Origin of the sequence: Pseudoalteromonas sp. RW-H-Ap-1 (genome assembly GCF_048318575.1) — a bacterium.
GTDB lineage: Bacteria > Pseudomonadota > Gammaproteobacteria > Enterobacterales > Alteromonadaceae > Pseudoalteromonas.
The window spans coordinates 2,198,728-2,215,983 of sequence record NZ_CP166996.1; the positions used below are offsets into that span (position 1 = coordinate 2,198,728).

At 38.4% G+C, this 17,256-nt stretch carries 10 protein-coding genes, 1 other RNA gene and 2 pseudogenes; 3 read left to right on the top strand and 10 right to left on the bottom strand.

What is annotated here, in order from left to right; translation table 11 throughout:
- Positions 1-7: 7 nt before the first annotated feature.
- Entirely contained in the window at positions 8-2,173 is a 2,166-nt protein-coding gene (locus AB8618_RS10530; RefSeq protein ID WP_413402616.1) for an exonuclease domain-containing protein, read from the bottom strand.
- 189 nt (positions 2,174-2,362) lie between these two features.
- Between AB8618_RS10530 and AB8618_RS10535 the strand changes: the two genes are divergently transcribed.
- On the top strand, positions 2,363-3,787 hold the full coding sequence (locus tag AB8618_RS10535; protein ID WP_413402618.1) for a sugar porter family MFS transporter: 1,425 nt from the start codon (positions 2,363-2,365) through the stop codon (positions 3,785-3,787).
- Positions 3,788-3,948: 161 nt separating this feature from the next.
- On the opposite strand, the pseudogene AB8618_RS10540 reads toward AB8618_RS10535, so the two are convergent.
- From AB8618_RS10540 to AB8618_RS10565, 6 genes and pseudogenes are all read right to left on the bottom strand, one after another.
- Positions 3,949-6,704 (bottom strand): annotated as a pseudogene (locus AB8618_RS10540) (response regulator).
- Between the two features lie 443 nt (positions 6,705-7,147).
- On the bottom strand, positions 7,148-7,945 hold the full coding sequence (locus AB8618_RS10545) for a hypothetical protein (protein ID WP_409423499.1): 798 nt from the start codon (positions 7,943-7,945) through the stop codon (positions 7,148-7,150).
- Positions 7,946-8,013: 68 nt separating this feature from the next.
- Complete coding sequence (locus tag AB8618_RS10550) at positions 8,014-8,535, bottom strand: hypothetical protein (protein WP_409423500.1); 522 nt, start codon at positions 8,533-8,535, stop codon at positions 8,014-8,016.
- Between the two features lie 386 nt (positions 8,536-8,921).
- A complete protein-coding gene (locus AB8618_RS10555) occupies positions 8,922-9,404 on the bottom strand; it encodes a hypothetical protein (RefSeq protein ID WP_418157301.1) in 483 nt (160 codons plus the stop codon).
- Between the two features lie 702 nt (positions 9,405-10,106).
- Positions 10,107-10,203, bottom strand: an RNA gene (gene ffs / locus AB8618_RS10560) — signal recognition particle sRNA small type.
- Positions 10,204-10,342: 139 nt separating this feature from the next.
- Positions 10,343-11,221, bottom strand: coding sequence for a DUF3014 domain-containing protein (locus AB8618_RS10565; protein WP_413402626.1), 879 nt, complete (start codon positions 11,219-11,221; stop codon positions 10,343-10,345).
- 172 nt (positions 11,222-11,393) lie between these two features.
- Between AB8618_RS10565 and AB8618_RS10570 the strand changes: the two genes are divergently transcribed.
- On the top strand, positions 11,394-12,539 hold the full coding sequence (locus AB8618_RS10570; protein WP_010388160.1) for a patatin-like phospholipase family protein: 1,146 nt from the start codon (positions 11,394-11,396) through the stop codon (positions 12,537-12,539).
- Between the two features lie 10 nt (positions 12,540-12,549).
- Here AB8618_RS10570 and AB8618_RS10575 read toward each other — a convergent pair whose 3' ends face one another.
- Positions 12,550-14,523: a monovalent cation:proton antiporter-2 (CPA2) family protein gene (locus AB8618_RS10575; RefSeq protein WP_413402628.1), complete on the bottom strand. Its 1,974-nt coding sequence runs from the start codon at positions 14,521-14,523 to the stop codon at positions 12,550-12,552.
- 126 nt (positions 14,524-14,649) lie between these two features.
- Here AB8618_RS10575 and AB8618_RS10580 point away from each other — a divergent pair.
- Positions 14,650-15,544 (top strand): annotated as a pseudogene (locus AB8618_RS10580) (GGDEF domain-containing protein).
- Positions 15,545-15,601: 57 nt separating this feature from the next.
- Here AB8618_RS10580 and AB8618_RS10585 read toward each other — a convergent pair.
- Together AB8618_RS10585 and tilS are read right to left on the bottom strand one after the other, a co-directional pair.
- Positions 15,602-15,943, bottom strand: coding sequence for a hypothetical protein (locus AB8618_RS10585; protein ID WP_413402632.1), 342 nt, complete (start codon positions 15,941-15,943; stop codon positions 15,602-15,604).
- A complete protein-coding gene (gene tilS / locus AB8618_RS10590; RefSeq protein WP_413402634.1) occupies positions 15,940-17,250 on the bottom strand; it encodes a tRNA lysidine(34) synthetase TilS in 1,311 nt (436 codons plus the stop codon). The genes AB8618_RS10585 and tilS overlap by 4 nt, the downstream gene beginning before the upstream one ends.
- Between the last annotated feature and the right edge of the window lie 6 nt (positions 17,251-17,256).

The following is a 17,256-nucleotide window of genomic DNA, read 5'->3' on the forward strand; positions in this document are numbered from 1 at the left end:
TTACTTCCTAAACGCAAACCCTATTTGTAGATTGTTGTACCAGTAACAATAACTGCGCGGCCGCTTTAGCATCATCTAATGCACGGTGATGGTTAGTTAAATCTAAATTAAAGTGTGCAGATAAATTCCCCAGTGAGTACGACTTTAATCCCTTAAATGCTTTACGTGATTCAACAACGGTACATAGTTTTGGCATTTTAAAGTTGATTCCCAGCCCCTCAAGCTCTTTTTTAATAAAGCCATAATCAAAATTAACATTGTGAGCGACAAAAATACTACCCGAAAGCTTATCTAATAAAGTCGAAGCAATGTCGCTAAATATAGGCGCATCACTTACCATGGCGTCGTTGATACCGGTTAGTTTAGTAATAAAACGAGGGATAGGCCGCTCTGGGTTTATCAGCGTAGTCCATGTATCAATAATGTTGCCTTGCTGTATTTTAACAACACCAATTTCGGTAATTCGGTTCCCCCCTTTTAGGCCCCCTGTTGTTTCAATATCTACCACACTATAAATCCGCTTAGGATCTACATACCAGTTTACCGCTGCAATATTTACGATAAAGCCACAGCTTTTTAAATTATCGATACTCACTAGCTGGTTTCTTTTAAGCTTATCTCCTGGCGCTTTAACCTCTTCAAAATGAACGGCATTATTATCAACAATCATTAAATCGGGGTAACCATCTTTTAGCTGTCGGTAGTTCTTTGCCATGTTTTTTAAATGCTGAAGTAAAACGGTTATTGGGCTCTTTAATATAAGCATCTCTACTGGCTTTAATACATCTGGGTGCCATCTAAATAAGCCATTTGGTTGCTCATAATATCTTGCGGCATGGTTACACACTAAACGCAGCAATTTCTGGGCACTATTACACGCAGCTAGCCGCGCTTCTATTTGTGAGGATTGATTTAAATAAAATGTGTCTGTTTTTAACGCTTGCGGGAAAATATCAAATTCGTTACAAGGTGGTGTTGGGGTTTCAATAAACAGCTCTTGCCAAAAAACCAGCGCAAATAAGCTTTGCCACAAAGTATTTTCAGTATAAAAAACCTGTTTGCCTTGACGAGTGTAGTGATCGCTCACACCTAACTCAACATCGCCACGGTAAAGTTCATCAACTTCTATAATGCAGCGTGTACTGGCTAACATTTCACTGAGCCGCGAACGGGTTTGCTTGTTAAATTTACGCATTAAAAAGTCATCTGCAAAGTACAGTAACTCATCGGTAAGCGGGTTTTCTATAATTTGCTCAAGATGTGCTTTTACCCATTGCTTATTGCCCTGTCGATATTGCTCCCTTATTTGAATTTCTAAGGCTTGTGCATCGTCTTCGCAGGCATTAAGTACATCAAACGCAAGTGTTGGGTTAGTTGTTTTTAGTTGCTTATAAAGCATAACCAGTAACTTGTTTTTTAACTCTTGTGCAATAACCCCTACCGCTACTTCATTCATTAACCACTTTGCTAGTCCCTCTCTTTCATTGTCATCTTTTGTATTTTTAAGCGTTAGTCGCAAACGGTTTAATGCATAGTTAGACTGCGCTTCCTCTATTGAATCAAAGCGCGACAAGCTTTCACTATGCTCTTGCCTAACAGGTGTTACGCCTAAATCTCGCAGTACAAATCGATTTTGATGATTAATATCGCCAGCACTGAGTCTGCCAATATATAAAAACTCAAAATACTCGTAATACTCTTCTCTATTATTTATCACGTACTGGTTATATAAATGCACAAGGCACTCTGGCTTAGATTCAAAGAATGAGATGGCTACTTCAACTAAGTTACTTTTAGCTGCACTTTTTTTAAATAATGGCGGTTGTTCTTGCTTTTCTAACAGCTCGATTAGCGCCGGTTTTGTTAGGTGACTTAGTAGTTGCCTATGATCTTTATTAGAGGGTTCTACAATTAACTTTGCCGCTTTTAATTTAAAAAGTGCTTGGTATGGCGAGCTAATTTCTTCGTAGTTTAATGATTGGGTTTGAACTAAATAAGGCTTACGAGAATAAATGCGCGCCAACATACACTGGCTCTGCTCGTCGAGCGTATTTATTTTACTAATAAATGAAATATGCTTTTGCTCGAGTAAATGCATGCATTTCTCGCTCACAAACGTTAATAGCTCTCTAAAATGTGCCAAATAATATTTCGCTGGTAACTCTTTTTTCATAAAACCGCCCACACTGTATATAAAAACAGTATCTAGTATCTCGTTATTTTTATCAACCCAATAAATTTTTATGCATACGTATTACTATTGAAATATCTTTTTTAGCGTGATCACTCTGTGCTAAGGTTGCCAGCAAATTTAGTGCTACTTTAACTACATTACACATAATAAAAATTAGGATTGAACAACATGACGACACAGCATACAACTAAAGGTGAGCATAGCGCACAGACGAAGTGCTCGCTTTTATATGTTATTTTTATATCGGCCGTTGCCGCTATTGGTGGCTTTTTATTTGGTTTCGATTCGGGCGTTATAAACGGCACCGTATCGGCATTAGGTAATACATTTAATTCAAGCAGTGTTGCAACTGGTTTTAATGTTGCATCTGTATTATTAGGTTGTGCGCTGGGGGCATTAGCCGCTGGCCCATTAGCTGACAAATTTGGCCGTCGCGCTATTATGATTGTCACTGCTATTATATTTGCAGTTAGCGCTTTTGGCTCTGGGGTTGCCGACAGTTCCGCTGAGTTTATTTTTTACCGCTTATTTGGCGGATTAGGCATAGGTGCAGCCTCTGTTTTAGCACCTGCTTATATTGCAGAAGTAGCACCAGCAAGTTTACGTGGCCGTTTAGCGACATTACAACAACTCGCTATTGTTCTTGGCTTATTTGCAGCCTTTTTAAGTAACTATCTAATTGCTAACGCTGCTGGCGGTGCAGAAGGTATTTTAATGTTAGATTTAGCCGCATGGCGCTGGATGTTTTGGGCTGAACTTGTTCCTGCAGGCTTATTTTTAATTGGCGTACTTTTTATTCCTGAGTCACCGCGTTACCTAGTCGCACAAGGTAAACTTAAACACGCTAAAACTGTATTTAATAAAATCTCAAATGACGATGCTGATACGCAAATCAATGACGTGAAACAGTCTCTGCAAAGTGATAAAAAACCAAGTATTCGCGACTTATTTATTGATGGCAGTAAAAAAGTACATCCTATTGTTTGGGTGGGTGTGGCTTTATCAGTTTTCCAACAATTTGTTGGTATTAACGTGGTATTTTATTACGGCTCAGAGCTATGGCAAGCCGCTGGTTTTGATGAATCACAATCACTGTTTATTAATGTACTTGCAGGCACCACCAATATTTTATCTACCTTTATAGCTATTGCCTTAGTCGATAAAGTAGGCCGTAAGCCACTATTATTGGTAGGTAGCATAGGTATGTTTATTAGTTTAAGTGCACTTACCTACACCTTTGGAAGTGCAGGCCTTGATGAAGCGGGCAAGTTAGCACTTAGCGAAAATATGGGTACCTTTGCATTAATAATGGCTAATTTATTTGTGGTATTTTTTGGCTTAAGCTGGGGCCCTATTGTATGGGTACTACTTGGTGAAATGTTTAATAACCGTATTCGCGGAGCAGCTCTTGCTGTTGCAGCTAGCGCACAATGGATAGCTAACTTTGCTATTACTATGACCTTCCCGATTATGCTCGACAGTATCGGTTTAGCAGGTGCTTATGGCTTTTACACCCTTTCGGCATTTATTAGCGTATTTTTTGTAATCAAATACATCAAAGAAACGCGCGGCATGAAATTAGAGTCAATGTAATTATATAGCCTGAGTAGCGCCGACTTTCCATTAGTTTACTCAGGCTAATCCCCCATTCTATTATCTTATTTTTCTGCTCATAAAACTAATTAGATACATTTAACCATTTGGCAAGCGGATACTCTCTGGCACGGTGTAAGCTTTTGCCTGTTGAACTATTATCAGCTGAGAATGTTACCAATCACAGTGTATAAATCATCACTATTAATTGGTTTGGCGATAAAGTCATCCATACCTGCTATTAAACATCGCTGTTTATCTTCTTCATAGGCATTAGCCGTAATCGCTACTATAGGCACTCGCAAACCTGTTTTAACTTCCATAACTCTAATTGTGCGTGTACATTCATAGCCATCCATATTAGGCATTTGGCAATCCATTAAAATCAAATCAAACGATTGCTCTTTTAATACATCAAGAGCCTTAACACCATCTTCGGCCATAACTATCACCGCTTCAGTCGGCTCCAACATTTTTGAAATAACATGTCGGTTAATCGCATTATCTTCAACTAACAGTATGTGCTTACCCAACAGGTTTGGTTGCATAGCTGTTTTTTTAGGTAACGTTGATGGGGCATCTGCTGATTTTGGTGCACTAATGCTAAACGTAAATGTACTACCTTTACCCTCTTCGCTATGTAACTGAATTTCACCGTCCATCATTTTTATCAGCTTTTGAGAAATAGCCAACCCGAGCCCTGTTCCTCCATATTTACGAGCAACGCCCACATCAGCTTGAGTAAATTCGCTAAATAACAGTGATTGCTGTGCCTTCGCAATACCAATACCACTGTCTTCAACGCTAACTTGAAGCTTATTATCGTGATAATCAAACGATAAATTTACAAAGCCTTGCTGCGTAAATTTATACGCATTAGAGAGTAAATTTATGATCACCTGATTTAAGCGTAATTCATCAATACTAATACACTGTGGCAAATTATTAGTTTGAACAACCGTAAATTCTACCTCTTTGGCAGCAACAATCGAGGAAAATAAAGAGCGTATATTTTCGATAAATGGAGTTAGCTGCGTGGGCCTAATATTTAGCTCCATGGCATTTGCTTCAATTTTAGAAAAATCTAAAATATCGTTAAGAATATTAAGCAAGTTTTTGGCACTTTTTTGCTGTGTGATTAACAATTCCTTTTGTTCGGTACTCAAGGACTGATCTCGAAGCAAAACCTCTCCCATACCTAATATGCCATTCATAGGTGTTCGAAGTTCATGACTCATGTTTGCTAAAAATTGTGATTTAGCAATATTTGCCTCATTGGCGAGTTTTACCGCTTGTGTTAATTCAGTGGTTTGCTCTGCGACTTTATTTTCTAATTGCTGATTAAATTGGCTAAGCTGCTTATTGAGTTCTTCATTTTCTATATTAGATGCTTCTAAATTGCCAATTGAATGCTGTAACGCACTGCCCAACATGTCAAATTGATACTGCAATTGCAGTACTTCATACCAACTAGATTCCGTATTGAATACCTGCTTTTTGGTTTTGCTAAAATCTTGAATTAAATTAGTCAGCTCTCTAATTGGCTTGGTAAGTAAGTGAGTAAATTTATAAATAAACAGCACAACCAATACCATCGAAATTAAGCCTAGTAGCATGGTTGGTAACCATGTACCTACGACCACTATGGTTATGTACTTTCGATTATAAAAAGAAATAACCTGCCAACCATTTTTGTCATCAATAAACTGACTGGTGTGATACATTTCATTATCAGCGGAGCGAAATAGTTGGCTGTTAGGTTGACGCTGAGCTTTAAAAGCTTGCAGGTTAAAGTCACTCAATGCAGCAAACTGATTTAATGAACTAAATACTACTTTTTTGTTGGCATCTAAAATTACTAACTGCCCTTTATATTCAAATAAGTCCGGAATAAATCGCTCTAGTCGGTCTAGCTGGAGCGAGCCCTCAACAACACCATAAAATTCATCATCTCTATAAATAGGAGCGGAAAGTGCTACGATCGGTTGATTCCCTAATCCCCTTCCTCGAAATACACCACTGCTATAACCGAGTGGGTACTGCTGAGCTTGAGAAAAATAAGAGCGATCATTAACATAACGCTGCTCTTTAGTTAGTCCACTTAGTAGCTCGCTCGGCATGCTGTTTTTAACAAGACCCTTTGGACTGGCATAAAGGCTAGTTAAAAAACCTGGATATAAAGCCATCAACTGCTCTAACTGAGGCTGAATTTGTCCACCGACGCTAATTGCATTACTGGTCATTACAACCGCATTTTTATGAAACTGTAAATAATCATTGAGCTGAGTGCTAATTGATTGAGACTGTTCTTTGAGTTGCGTATTCACTTCGTATTCTAAGCGCGAATAATGCTGATTAACCAAAGAAACACTGGTGATCAACACCACTAAAACAATGATAACGCTAACAATATAACTTAAAATACGTGCAAGAGGTTGCCCTTGATAGACTCGACTGGCATGAGGAACAAACAGACTGGCTAAGTCGACCAAAGCCAACGCAATCATGGCATTTATTAAGTATTTTGAGGCAGCCACAACAATTGTGAGCCAAGGCAGGCCTATAACAAAGTGACCCAACACCCAGACCAGTGGTAAGCCAACTAAAAACCAAAACACAGCACCTAAAGGAAGTATTGGCTTGGAGCGCTTTAAACAAAAGGCATAAAGCCAAAACAACTCAAGCACATAAACAACACTGTTCCAGCTATGTCCCCAGCGATAAAATAAAAAACCAGTTACAATCGCTAAGCTAAGGAGAGAATAACGAAGCCCAGCAAACACTAGGCTAAGTATTACAAACGTCTGACCAAATAAAAATTCAGAACTATCAAAAAAATACAGGGGTAGAAGGTTAGTGCCCCCCCAATAAGCCCAAGTAATATTGCCAGCGCCCATTTATTCCTCTGAAATGTCATATTGACCCTTAATAGCTTATTGAACTCTTGCGGCGTATGTATAATTACAAGTTTTAATTATTACTTACCCACTAGCTATTGTCTATAAAGGCAAAAAATCAGCTCAGTGCGTAAGCGCAAGAATTAGCGTAGGAATAATAAAAATAAAATATTAGAAAGTAAATAAATGGAATTTTAATACACCCAAATGTTGTTTGAAGTGTAAGTTGGCATAAGAACATACGCTTTTACTGAGCTACAGCGTAGCAAGTGAAGTGTAAGTTGGCATAATTTTGAAGCGTATAACGACATAAAGTTACAATATACGAGCTCTTTAAAACCAACCCCACAAGAATAATGACTAGTTTCGTTGGCTGCGATGTGCTAATTGCAGACATTGATAACGCTTTGCTCATCGGAAAATTAGAAGCATAGCGAGTGATTTTTCTGCGTGCAGCAATTTGTTAGTGCAGAACATTTATATATTCATAAGTTACTAACTTGCCATCCTTAGGTTCTTCGAAAGCATATTGAGCACCTTTATATGCAAATACATTGAGGACAAGACGATAAAAGAGACCAAGACAAATTATTGTTCGGTTAATATCTTTGCGCCTTCGACCTTCATCTTGCTTCATCAATTTGGGGTGTGCTGAAGAGTTTCTCAAATCTACCCAATTTTTTATTTGTCTTTTTTCAATTACCTTAACACTTTCAAGGTGGTCCAACACTTTTTTAGGGTGTACATTACCCCACCTAGCAATAAACTTTCGTATGGATTCAATATGCTCTGCAGAAATATCAGCTAATCCATCAACTAAAAGAGATATTCGCTTTTTCTCTTCCTCAAGCTCTTGATCTTTAAGGTCATCTACTATCGCAGGAATAAAAATATCATTTAAAACACCTTCTACTGCTACGGAGATAGTTAACATTGTAACGCTGAACTCAGAGGACAAAAACGAATGCCAAACGCGTTTCCATTGAGAGTATATACTTTCAAACGCTCTAGGATTGCTTTCAATAATTTCGTATATTTTATAAAATAGATCGAAATGATCCTGGTCCAATCGTTTACTGTTTTGATCAAGAACCAAGTCGCTAATCGGTGCAGGTATACTATCGTATGATTTTTTCTTATCAATACTATTTATGACTGTAACTTTGGATTTAGAGTCATTTCTGTACTCGAAATATGGTTGAATATATTTCCCAGAAGAAAATCCCAAATAGAATACAACTGCATCCCGTAATACCTCCAAATCATATTCGGATCCATTCGCGTATACTTCAGTGAACCCCTCATGGTATATAATATTTATCTCGCCCCCTAATAATTAAGAACTGTTTGATTCCATGAGGAGGAAGATGTGCCTAAAGTCGATTCTATCTTATTAAGTTTATTTGTCGGCGCTCTACACTTTTCGTTAAATTCTAATAGCAAAAATTTATTATCGGTATCTGAAGTGTCTGATCTTTCCTCGATTTCAATACTAGACAGGCCGATACGATAGAAAGAAGGGTCTGGTCTTAATAAGCGTTGAAAGTCCGTATTTATTCTTAAGCCTTTGGACATAACACAAATACCACCTATTGATATTGCGGTCATCGTAATAGTCTGTTTTGGATCTAGCGAATCTACAGGTATTGGCGTTCTGAAATCTACTCTTTTGTTAGATTCTAAACATATGAAATCTAAGTAAAGCCTACCGTTTTCATGACTTTTTATAATTCCATAACCTTTGAGTTCATAACCATCATCCAACTCATTCTGAGAGATTGTAACTTCATGGCAGTGCCATTCTAACTTGCACTCCCTTACTGTTTTTCTTTCTTCTTCACTAAAAAACATGATTGCATCCGGTTCCGGGGTTGGGCACTAACAGCTTATTGAACACCAGTTTAGTGGTTTATAACACACCAAAGTGGCGTATATTACATACCCTGATAATTTCACCAATAATTACTTTTGTAAATTAGTAACTAATATAGCAAGGGATTAAACTTCTTATTTTACAACTAAACGGCGGTTAATAATGTTATCGGACAAATTAGCAGCCAACTCATTAAAGCAGGAATGAGTTTAACTTCCTAGTGACCGGTTATCGCTCTTTGCCGAAGTTCGGCTCAATGTATTTAGGAGATAATTGTAAGAACTGAGCAAAACCAACCAATCCGGTTCTGAGATTAGTAATTTTTTTGATTTATAATATAGCTGGTATAAACTAAAGGTATAACTTAGATTCCCCCAGTTTTTGTACCCGAATAGCAAGACCAAGTATCTGGACCATGGTGCAGAGCTGGTACAAACTTGCAATATGCGCCAACCGTTTTTTGCTGTGAATTCTTATATATTAATTTCGTCGCTGTTTCGCCATCAAACTCAACTATAAGTTTTTCATCTAGAGATATAAATAGCGGTAATGGGATACCAAGCCCAATAAAAAACCCATTGATCTTTTCGTCTGTGGCTTCGTAATACCAAACTTCTTTCTTTTGATCAGATTTTACTTTTAAAGGTTCACCAAATTGTTTTTTTACTTCAGATTTTGTTAAAGAAACACTTTCCTCTTCATCATGAGAGTACACAATACCTGCACCGATGCATCCTGAGATAGATATAACAAAAATAACAGTGAAAAAATTCGTAAAAGAGCCATTCATCAATCCTTTATTGGCTAAAATTTCCATTATTAAATGGTCGTTATTCAATAATGACATATATTCAACTGAGTTGTACCTTTTAATATAAAAGGTCAGCAATAATTTATATTTGTCATTGGTATCAATTGTCCCTACACAAAAAGAATATAACTTTTAGCAAATGCGAGAGCCTCAGAACGGCTATTGGATAAAATCAAAATCCTCTTTTCAAACTGATATGTGGACTACTACAAATTTATTATTTAATTTTTATGTAAGAAGGATTGTTAAAAACCAACCACTAAAGGAGCTGTTAAAATTTATTCGTACATAACCCCAATATATTTCAGGCTTTAACGAGAACAACTTCATGATTTACTATCCCAATTAGCATTTTTACGCATCATAACTCTGGCTGGCATCTTATGATTTTTTATTTTCTCGCCACATAATGTATTTATAAAATTGAGCTTATATATTTTATTTCTTGAATTAGTAAGTGCCATTCTGTTATGCAATTTTTGAAAGGTCTTTAATGAAGAAACCGTGCCTTCAAATGTTTGATTTGTAGCAAAAAACATAATTATTAACATTAATTTCTATGAAATTTATACTTTCAGTATTTGTATAAGAAATAAAACGCTGTCGGTTGGATTTGCTTTGTAAAAACATTAATTGAAAAGAGTTATTCTGATATAAGATTTTAAGTAAAATCGCTTAAATTACATGAATTATTATTTGAAGGATTGTGAGCACCCAAATGAGGAATTTGGGTGGCAGTCTTACCAGCCACATCTCGGCACACACGTCACAAACTGTGGCTGCTCCCTTCCGGGCCTGACCAGGTTCGCCTGCTAGTGTTGCGAGAGGACCAATAAGACTACCATTGAGGGCCTTGGTTGGCGCGATTGAGATTATCTCTACTTTTGCTCTGTTATTCAAGGGGTAATCAAAAAAGAAAGTGCGATTGCATACTTCATATACAATCGCGGTCTATTTAAGTGTGAAAGCGATTATTAATTGCTCTCTAACTCAGCTTTTATGTTACGTAGTGCCGCTTTTACTTTTTTCATGTTCTCTGGGCCCATGCGTAAAAGTTGCTTTTGCGCAGCGGGTAATTGCTCCCATTCAGAAAACGCATACTGATAGGTCACTGAATCACGCAATAATGGTAAGCTACCTTTTGGCTCAGGAGTATCAAGTAACAGGTCAATGGCATCTTCAAGTGTTTGAGTAAACTCATCATCACCATACCCAATTTCAGTGTACGCGCTGTTGATCAACGGTTTATACTCATCATATAAACGCACAGCTTGAGCTGCACTCATACTTGTGAGTACTTTTACATACGGGGTATAGCGTTCATAACTATTAGGATCAATTGTTAAAATATCCCCTTCGTTTACACTAAAACCCTCTTCTAATTTTGCAACTGGGGTATGCTTGGTAGCCACTTTACCTTTTGCTAAATTATCGACAAACACTACGCCACGACGAATAACATCATCATTTAATATTAAGCTCATAGCAACATCACCCAAATATTCATCTAATTTTGCGATGACCACTGGGTCGCTATCGTTTAGCGTAGGTAAAGGCACAACTTCAGCTTCAGGCTCAACTTCTGGGCGCTGAGTTGGAACATCTAATTCCGCAGGTTTTTCTGGCTTAACAGTGGGCGCACCTACCACAGGGTCGTTTTCAGGTTTTAGCTCCATAATAGGTTGCTCTTTTACTGGTTCTTCAACCTGCATAACTGTTTTTGGAGCTTCAGTTGGCTTTAATAAAACAAACGCAGCGGCAATAATGATGATTAATAAAATAACCCCTGCAAAGATAAGGTTGTTATTCGGCGGACGTTTTTGAACGTCTGATCCTGATGGTTTATCTGACATACGAACTCCATAAATATAAAAATGCGATACTGTTTAGAGTACTCTAAACAGATTTAATTCATAACTTACACTAATATTTATTAATGTAGCTAATGTATCCTTTGATTCTTCTAGCTTAAAGACTTACAGTGAATAAATAAAGTAAAGACAGTGAACAGTTTAAATACGTAATATGAAAATTAAGCAAGTCGATCCTAGTAAACCAAAAGTGGCTTTATTACTTACCGGTGGTGGTGCCCGAGCGGCTTACCAAGTGGGCGTGTTAAAAGCATTAGCGCAAAGTATGCCCAGAACTGCCCCACTGCCCTTTAGAGTGATAAATGGAACCTCTGCTGGCGCAATTAATTCTGCGGCGTTAGCGTGTTACGCTTCATGTATGCATTTAGCCGTTAGAAAGCTAGAAACAGTATGGAAAAACTTTTCCACCTCTATGGTATACAAAAGTGACTTTCTGAGTGTGTTTGGCCATATTACTCGTAATATTTTAACTAGTTTTCAGTCTGAGCATATAAACCATCCACCAGCGAGTTTGTTAAATAATCGGCCACTTCGAAAGCTATTAAACGATATTCTTGATTTACATCGAATTGAACGTAACTTACATCGTGACTATTTAGAGGCGCTGTCAATTACAGCATCTAGTTATACTACTGGTGATTCAGTTGCTTTTTTTCAGTCAAATACGCAGCATTCTTGGCAACGAGCAAAGCGCGAAGGTCGCGCTACGCGTATCAATGTTGAGCATTTAATGGCCTCAAGTGCTATTCCTATGGTGTTTCCGAGTGTAAATATTTATAACCACTATTTTGGTGATGGTTCAATACATCAACTTTCACCTTTAAGCCCGTCTATTCACTTAGGCGCAAACAAAATATTTATTATTGGTGTTGAGCAACCCAAAGAACCTCATCCTCCAGGTTACTCTGCGCATTTTCCGGGGCTTTCTGCGGTAGCAGGTCACTTACTCGACAGTGTATTTACCGACACCATGCAGTCTGATTTAGAGCGCTTAGATAGAGTAAACCGTACATTGGGGTTATTACCCGATAGGCAAAAGCATCAAGAGTTAAAACAAATAGACAGCTTTATCATTAACCCTTCGCAAAACTTTAATGCAATTGCAGCGCAATACTATGATGATATGCCTTGGGCAATTAAAGTGTTACTGCGTATGATCGGGGTAAAAAAACGTTCTCAGTCGAGTTTAACCAGTTACTTATTATTTGAAAAACGCTACACCCAGCACTTAATTCAAATCGGATACGAAGATGGCATGAAGCAACTACCCGAGATGAGAAAGTTTTTAGAGCTAGACTAAGAAGCCACTCCTACTCAATGCCATCGAGTAAGTAATGTTCAACATGCTCTACTCGCCTAGGTTTACCTTGCAACACTAGAATATCATTTGCGTATAATATGGTATGCTCTTGTGGCATCTCTATCTCCTCGCCTTCACGTCGAAGCGCCTTAATTAGCACCTTTCTTTTAGCTAAATTAAGCTCACTAATAGCCTTGTTTACCGCAAATGCTTTATCCGGCAAGGCAATGACATGTAAGTACTCTAAGCGTTCGGGCAAATTGGTATCGCTTTCGATGTTTTCGCCTGCAAAAAAGCTTTGCAATAGCTTATAGCGGTTACGCCTCTCACTACTGACGCGGCGAATTATTCGGCTCATTGGTACACCCGACATAGACAACACATGTGAGACCAGCATTAAGCTTGCCTCTAATGCCTCAGGAACAACCTCAGTGACGCCTAAATCTTTTAAACGCTCTAGTTGACTGTCATCACGGGTTCTTATGAGTATTTTTACCCCAGGAGCAACCTGCTTTATGGCATCAATCACTATTTGAGTTTGCTGAAATTCCGTAAAGGTAATAATCACTAAGCGTGCTCGCTCTACCCCTGCGCACTTTAAAATATCTTTTTGCTCAACGTGGCCAAACAATAACGGTTCACCCGCCGCTTTTCCTTCTTGCACTAGTATGGGATCGCTTTCAATGGCCACATAATCAATAGCCTCTGGCGATAAAAAGCGGGCAATAGTTTGCCCTACCCGAGAAAATCCACATATAACGACATGATTATTATAAAGCGTACTGCTTTGTGGCTCGTCTTCATAGGCAAACTTAGCGCGCTCTAACATACCTAGTCGCTTTAAAATAAAGGGAGTTCTATCGATTAAATACGGGGTAAGTGCCATAGAAATGACGCCCATGGCAATTAAAAATGATACTTGCTCCACACTCAGTAAGTCATGCTGTGCTGCGAGTGCTATTAACACAAAACCAAACTCCCCCATTTGCCACAACATAATAGCGCAGGCTAATGCGTCCTGTTTTCTCTCCCCCATAAATAAAGATGATACGGTCACTACGGCGATTTTTAATATTAGAATTCCTAGTAAGGCAACAACAATAATACCTGCATGATTAACAACAAAACTTATGTCTAATTGCATACCTACAGTGACAAAAAATAGCCCCATTAAAATATCACGAAACGGGCGAATATCCGCTTCTAGCTGATGGCGATAATGGCTTTCACCAAGCATCATACCCGCTAAAAATGCCCCTAATGCCATTGATAAGCCAAATGAATAAGTAAGTAAACCCGCAAACAAAGCAACTAATAGAGTCGTTAACACAAATAGTTCATCACTTTTTGCTAATGCCACCTCATTAAAAACTTTAGGTAAAACCCATTTTCCAATAGCCCATAACAAAAGGCATACAAACGCCCCTTTAGAAAGTGCGAATAACAAAGCCCAACCAATACCATTTGAGTCATTGCTGGCAAGCAAAGGCAAAATAATCAGTAATGGCACAACGGCAATATCTTGAAATAATAAAACCCCAATTGCCAATTGCCCTCGGCGTTTATTTAAATCGCCGCTCTCTTTTAATAATTTAGCAACTACCGCAGTAGAGGAAAGCATAATAATAATGCCCATTGTAAAACTGGTTAATAAATTAAAATTTAATAAGTACAGAATCACAATCAGCAGAATACTACTAACAAATACTTGCAACGACCCTAAACCAAATACAATGTTACGCATTGCCATTAGGCGCGATACTGAAAACTCCAAACCTAAGCTAAATAGCAAAAATACAATACCTAGCTCTGCAATAAAGTCTATTTCATGGCTTTGTGTCATCCAGCCGACACCATGACCACCCGCGAATAAACCCACAGCCAAGTATGCCAACACAGGGGGAAGCCCTATGCGCTTAAATAGCCATACAAATAAAACCGCAGCGACTAAAAGTCCAAAAATCTGAGCATTAATACTTTGCAACGCAAACCTTAAAACAATCTATGGAGTGTGACTTAACTATAGCAACCGCATAACTTTCAGCCAGAATAAAAATATGGCACGCAATCTGCTTATTTATTAAAAGTAATACTATAGGGGGAATAAATAGTGGAAAACGTTCATATTTTGACACAACGTATCTCTGGACGCGGTGAATTTTTGCCGTTCTCAGCGGAGCAATACAATAGCAATACACCAACAGCACTGCATGAGCTGGCGGCCAAACTACAAACCAGCCTAGTGCTGGAAGATATTTTAGGTACATTTGCAAGCTTTGCAAAACAACTGCTTAATTTTTCTGGGGTGCACTTCCAATCAGCTCATATTGATGTGAAAACACCTAATAGTGATGTTGAAAACCCAGCCTACTCATTTGATCTAAAAGTGGAAAATGAGCATTTAGGCACACTCACTTATTACACCAAATATCCGCTTAGTGCGGCTATTGAAAAAGTTGCAGCACTTTCACAGCGTATTAATATACCCACTGCGAAATGCCATAATGTACAGCCGTGTATTAAAGCTAGCAACTAAAGACTCTTTAACGGGGTTAAACAACCGAAGTCAATTTAATGACATGTTACAACAAAAGCTTGAAAATCATAGACGTAACGGCCATCCATTTAGTTTGATGCTGCTTGATTTAGATAACTTTAAACAAGTGAATGATAACTATGGTCATAAAATTGGCGATGACGTTTTAATAGAATTTGCTTCGGTTTTATCTAGTAGTATTAGAGGCACAGATTCGGTATTTCGTTTTGGTGGCGATGAGTTTTCAATACTAATTGAAGACCCCGCTTTTACCACTAATAAAGTGATCGCTGAACGTATTATGCGTTTAGTAAGAAACTCACCGATTATGTCTAAGTACAATGTAACAACCAGTATTGGTTTTACCCTAACTAACAGCGATGATTGCCAAAACGAGATATTTTCTCGTGCGGATAAGGGCTTATATAAAGCAAAGGCATCTGGGCGAAACTGCGCAAAAGCTTACTAAGCAATAAAAGAGCAAAATATTAGAAAAGCCCAGCCTCCCCCGCTGGGCTTTTTTACGCTACTTTTTTAGTATAAAGTATTTGTAAATTAGCAACATGACGCAAAAGCCAAAAAAGAAGCCACTGAGTAAATTAAGTAGTGCGGCAATTGTCGCAAGAGGTGTAAAAAGCACTAACAGTAAAGGCATACTCACCCCTAGAATGAAAAATATCCCCCCTTTACCTAACCAATAGGCAAGTAAAATGGCGGCACATACCATCCCGCCCAACACAGCGTAGCCGAGGGTAATTATATTTAGGGTTAAAAATACATTCGCTAAAACCGCGATCAATAGCGTAATTAATATTCCAGTGGGCGCCTTATTAATAAGCGACAGTCCAACATGAGGTTGTTGACTCATAATTTATACTCCCAAATTACACCATGTTCATCTTTATGGTTATCACTAACAAAATAACCAACCACTTGCACTAGCTCATCGTTGTAAAAAATTAATGGAATATCAGCACGGAGCCAAGGCGCTACTTTTGCATCTTTAAACCAATGTTTAAGTGTATTACTACCTGGTTTTTTGAGTGGTTTAATACGCGCACTATTGCAGTTAAAGCGCACACTAACTTGTTCATCAGTTTTAGGGGCTCGTATACCCACTCCTTGCTGACATGATAATATTTTTCCGTCACTCAAAACCAGCTCATTACTTATTACCTGCTCAATATTAACGGCTAATGGCTTTGGTTGCACAAAATAAAGTAAACCTTGATGGCGACGTATTTGCCCATCGCTTAGCTCAATTTTTATTTGTGCATCAGCTTGTGCATGAATGGTTTGGCTCATTATTTGTGTTAATTGCTTTTGTGAGGGCATAGAGTGGCTAAATAATGCCAGCCACACGCGTAATACATTAGCAATGCGGCCAGCGCTGTAACCAGACAGCTTATGTAATTCAAGCGCTTGATGTTGATTAATGCACTGAGCGAGATCTTGCTGGGTATACTCATCCAGTAGTGCTTGCTGCTGCTGTAATAATTCAATACTTCGTGCTGTACACTGCTCAAATCCAGTAAAACGCTCTGCCAACTTAGGCACTATTTGTTGGCGCAAAAAGTTACGATCAAAGTGCTCATTGGCGTTGGATTCATCGGTAATATGGCTAATATTAAATTGCTGGGCAAACGCTTCTATCTCGCTGCGTTTTACCGCCAATAATGGCCTATAGCACTCACGGCCACTTTCAAGCACGCGAGTTTGCTGCATAGCGCCAAGACCTTTTAAGCCTGAGCCGCGCTTTAAACGAAGTAAAAATGTCTCTATTTGGTCGTTTAAATGCTGGCCTAGCAAAACGACACTACCACTGGGGCTTAACTCATCAAGTGCTTGATAACGCACTTTGCGGGCTTGTGCTTCAATACTGGTTCGCGACTGTTGCTTTACCGTGACTTGCGCCGCTTTAAAGTTAATTGCTAGCTGCTGACAACGTGCATGACAAAATTGCTGCCAATGAAATGCGTTTTCACTTAAACCATGATTTACATAAATTGCGCTTAAATTTAATTGCGGGTACTGCTGTTTTAACCCATGCATTATGTGTAATAACACCACCGAATCTACGCCACCAGATAAGGCCACAGTAAATGTGAATTGCCCGTTTTCTATATACTGATTAAGGGCTTGTTGTACCTGCAAATAAATTTGTGATGTGTGCATTAATAT

Coding starts and splice junctions, on each gene's coding strand:
- AB8618_RS10570 (WP_010388160.1), top strand. CDS start 11,394: ATGAAAATTAAGCAAGTCGATCCTAGTAAACCAAAAGTGGCTTTATTA.
- AB8618_RS10565 (WP_413402626.1), bottom strand. CDS start 11,221: ATGTCAGATAAACCATCAGGATCAGACGTTCAAAAACGTCCGCCGAAT.
- AB8618_RS10555 (WP_418157301.1), bottom strand. CDS start 9,404: ATGTCATTATTGAATAACGACCATTTAATAATGGAAATTTTAGCCAAT.
- AB8618_RS10535 (WP_413402618.1), top strand. CDS start 2,363: ATGACGACACAGCATACAACTAAAGGTGAGCATAGCGCACAGACGAAG.
- AB8618_RS10530 (WP_413402616.1), bottom strand. CDS start 2,173: ATGAAAAAAGAGTTACCAGCGAAATATTATTTGGCACATTTTAGAGAG.
- tilS (WP_413402634.1), bottom strand. CDS start 17,250: ATGCACACATCACAAATTTATTTGCAGGTACAACAAGCCCTTAATCAG.
- AB8618_RS10550 (WP_409423500.1), bottom strand. CDS start 8,535: ATGTTTTTTAGTGAAGAAGAAAGAAAAACAGTAAGGGAGTGCAAGTTA.
- AB8618_RS10585 (WP_413402632.1), bottom strand. CDS start 15,943: ATGAGTCAACAACCTCATGTTGGACTGTCGCTTATTAATAAGGCGCCC.